This is a genomic window from Binatus sp. (SeqCode) (genome assembly GCF_035272065.1).
Lineage (GTDB): Bacteria > Desulfobacterota > Binatia > Binatales > Binataceae > Binatus.
Window position 1 is genome coordinate 1 of record NZ_DATEQZ010000028.1, and the last position, 2,532, is coordinate 2,532.

3 protein-coding genes are annotated in these 2,532 nt (G+C 59.8%); 1 reads left to right on the top strand and 2 read right to left on the bottom strand.

What is annotated here, in order from left to right; genetic code table 11:
• The coding region (locus VJX68_RS04725) for a vitamin B12 dependent-methionine synthase activation domain-containing protein (RefSeq protein ID WP_324094507.1) at positions 1-709 on the top strand (709 nt) is incomplete at its 5' end.
• A 23-nt stretch (positions 710-732) separates the two neighbouring features.
• On the opposite strand, the gene VJX68_RS04730 is transcribed toward VJX68_RS04725, so the two are convergent.
• Together VJX68_RS04730 and gmd are read right to left on the bottom strand one after the other, a co-directional pair.
• Complete coding sequence (locus VJX68_RS04730; RefSeq protein WP_324094508.1) at positions 733-1,335, bottom strand: secondary thiamine-phosphate synthase enzyme YjbQ; 603 nt, start codon at positions 1,333-1,335, stop codon at positions 733-735.
• Positions 1,336-1,490: 155 nt separating this feature from the next.
• A complete protein-coding gene (gmd, locus tag VJX68_RS04735; protein ID WP_324094509.1) occupies positions 1,491-2,507 on the bottom strand; it encodes a GDP-mannose 4,6-dehydratase in 1,017 nt (338 codons plus the stop codon).
• Positions 2,508-2,532: the final 25 nt, after the last annotated feature.

The window sequence follows — 2,532 nt, forward strand, 5'->3', positions numbered from 1 at the left end:
GCTTCACGATCGCGTCGAGGAAGTAGCGCAACAGATTCTCGCGCGCGCGGATATTTCCGCGAACGCCGTTTATCGGTTCTTTCCTGCGCAATCCGACGGCAATCGGACCGTCATGATTTATTCGCCCGACGGCAAAACGGTACTCGAGTCCTTCACCTTCGGCCGCCAGAGCGACGCGCCGCATCTTTGTCTCGCCGACTATGTCGCCGCGCGCGATTCCGGCCGCACCGACTATCTGTGCATGTTTGTCACGACCATCGGCACCGGTGTGCGCGCTCTCGCCGAGGATTGGAAGAACAAGGGCGACTATCTGCGCTCGCACATTCTGCAGGTGCTCGCGCTCGAGGGCGCCGAGGCATTCGCCGAGCTCCTGCACGTGAAGATTCGCCAGATGTGGGGAATCGGCGACCCGCCCGGCCTCTCGCTCAAGGATCTCGTGCAGGCGCACTATCGCGGCAAGCGTTTCTCGTTCGGCTATCCTGCCTGTCCCCGTCTCGAGGATCAGGAGCCGCTGTTCCGCTTGCTTGAGGTCGAGAAGAATGCGATCGGAGTGCAACTTACCGAAGGCTTCATGATGGATCCCGAAAGCGCCGTCAGCGCGGTCGTCTTCCATCATCCCGAGGCGAAATACTTCAGCCTCTCGCCAGACGACATCGAACGGCTCGAGCGCGAATTCGAAGCCGCCGCCGTCAAGCGTGTCGCCAGCTAGCCACTATTCGATCGATTCCGGAATTACTTGAGGTGCGCGCGATGATGCGCTGCGCGGTTGCGCCCGTTGCCGCCATCGACCGCATGCAGTTCCACCGCCTCCGCCATTTCGTTCGGGTGATACGCCTCGCATCGGATCATCACCTGGCGCTCGCGCGGCCCGTCAAGCTCGACCATAAAGACGCGCTGCCACGTGCCAAGCGCCAGCCGGCCATCGATCACCGGGATCGTCTCGCTGGTGGAAAGCAGCAGATGCATCAGGTGCGAGTGCGCGTTGGGACGTTCATCGGGAGCAATCGGTGGCTTGCGGCGGCTCATGTCGTTGTGGTTGTAGCCGCGTTCCGAGGGGCATAGCTCGCGCAGCATTCGCTTGAAGTCCTCGAGCAGCAGCTCTTCCGCTTCATTGATCTTGATTGCGGCCGTCGTATGCCGCGAGAACACGGTCACGGTGCCGCTCTCGACCGCGTTCACTCTCAGATACTCGTTGATGTAATCCGTGAGGTCGATGAATTGAATCGGCTCAACCGTGCCGATATCCAGAATCGAATCCGAAAGCACAACCGAATGTGGCGAGCGCGACTTTCTCGTACGAAAGGTCGCGCGCGCCGGAAGAACTTTCTCTGACATTTCAGTTCCTTTGATGAGGTAGCGATCGGTGATCGACATATTGATCAGACATCGATCGTATGCGCCGCACGGCGGGCGGAGCAATTCATATGAGGCGATCTGACCGACTGACTGTCGTACGGTTAGTCGGTCAAGTTACCTGCATAACCGAATTGCTAATGAGCCTTGCTGCGCAGTTCGCGCTCAGCCAGTTCGAGATCCGCTTCGATCATCAATTCGGCAAGCTGCTCGAACTTCACTTTCGGCGTCCAACCGAGTTGACGCTTCGCTTTCGACGCGTCACCGATCAACAGATCGACTTCCGCAGGACGGAAAAATCGCTGATCGATCTCGACGTAATCCTGCCATTTCAGTTTTAGCCGATCGAACACGACTTCGAGAAATTCCTGCACCGAATGCGTCTCGCCGGTCGCGATTACGTAGTCGTCGGGCTGCTCCTGCTGCAGCATCAGCCACATCGCCTCGACGTAGTCGCCGGCAAATCCCCAATCGCGGCGTGCGTCCAGGTTTCCCAGCGCGAGCTTTTCCTGGATGCCCAGTTTGATTCGCGTCGCGCTGCGCGTGATTTTGCGCGTCACAAAATTCTCGCCGCGCCTGGGAGACTCGTGGTTGAAAAGAATCCCGTTGCACGCGAACAGCCCGTAGGCCTCGCGATAGTTTACCGTCTGCCAATGCGCATACACCTTGGCGCACGCGTAGGGACTGCGCGGGTGAAAAGGCGTGGTCTCGCGCTGCGGAGTTTCCATCGCCTTGCCGAACATCTCTGACGAACCCGCCTGGTACAGCTTCGCCGCCCGCCCACGGCGCTTGTTGTGATCGCGCAACGCCTCGAGCAATCGCAGCGCCCCCAGCCCGACAACGTCGGCGGTGTACTCGGGTTGATCGAATGAGATGCGCACGTGCGATTGCGCGGCAAGGTTGTAGACTTCGTCGGGACGAACCTGCTCGACGATTCGCCGAAGGCCGGTGCCGTCGCCCAGGTCGCCGTAATGCAGTTGCAGGCCTTCGGAACCCGGCCCGAAGCCCTTGCGCAGATGATCGATTCGTCCGGTGGCGAAACTCGAAGTGCGCCGCACCATCCCATGCACTTCGTAGCCCTTCTTCAGAAGAAACTCGGCGAGGTACGAACCATCCTGTCCGGTCACGCCGGTGATTAGTGCTACGTTTGCCATTTAGACGCGCCGCGCAGCGCCGAAA